Source organism: Gilliamella sp. Pas-s95 (assembly GCF_009795795.1).
Taxonomy (GTDB): domain Bacteria; phylum Pseudomonadota; class Gammaproteobacteria; order Enterobacterales; family Orbaceae; genus Gilliamella; species Gilliamella bombicola.
Map to the genome: position 1 here is coordinate 1 of NZ_WTFC01000125.1, position 296 is coordinate 296.

Here is a 296-nt window from a genome sequence, read left to right on the forward strand (position 1 = left end):
TGTCCTCTCAGGCACCATAACCGCCCCCGCGGCCCAAGGATTAAGGAATAAGAAATAAAAGCTAAGGTGCGGTGCAAACAGCATAACTGCTGTAGGAAGCACTGTAGCTGCCGACACCGCCGTAGCCCGAGTAGACACGGAACCCATAGCTACCTGTTGCGTCGCTTGCCCAGTAGTTGTAGCCGACGAAGCCCGCATCAGCGTAGCTGACCATGTAGCCCCACTCCGTGAAAAAACCTGCACCTATGTGACGCTGATACCAATTGCCTGATGAACTAGGTACTGCGCCAGAAATA

Annotated in this window: 1 protein-coding gene; it reads right to left on the minus strand. The window is 53.7% G+C overall.

What is annotated here, in order from left to right; all coding sequences use genetic code 11:
* Positions 1-61: 61 nt before the first annotated feature.
* The coding region (locus GQ598_RS11010) for a hypothetical protein (protein ID WP_160404152.1) at positions 62-296 on the minus strand (235 nt) is incomplete at its 5' end.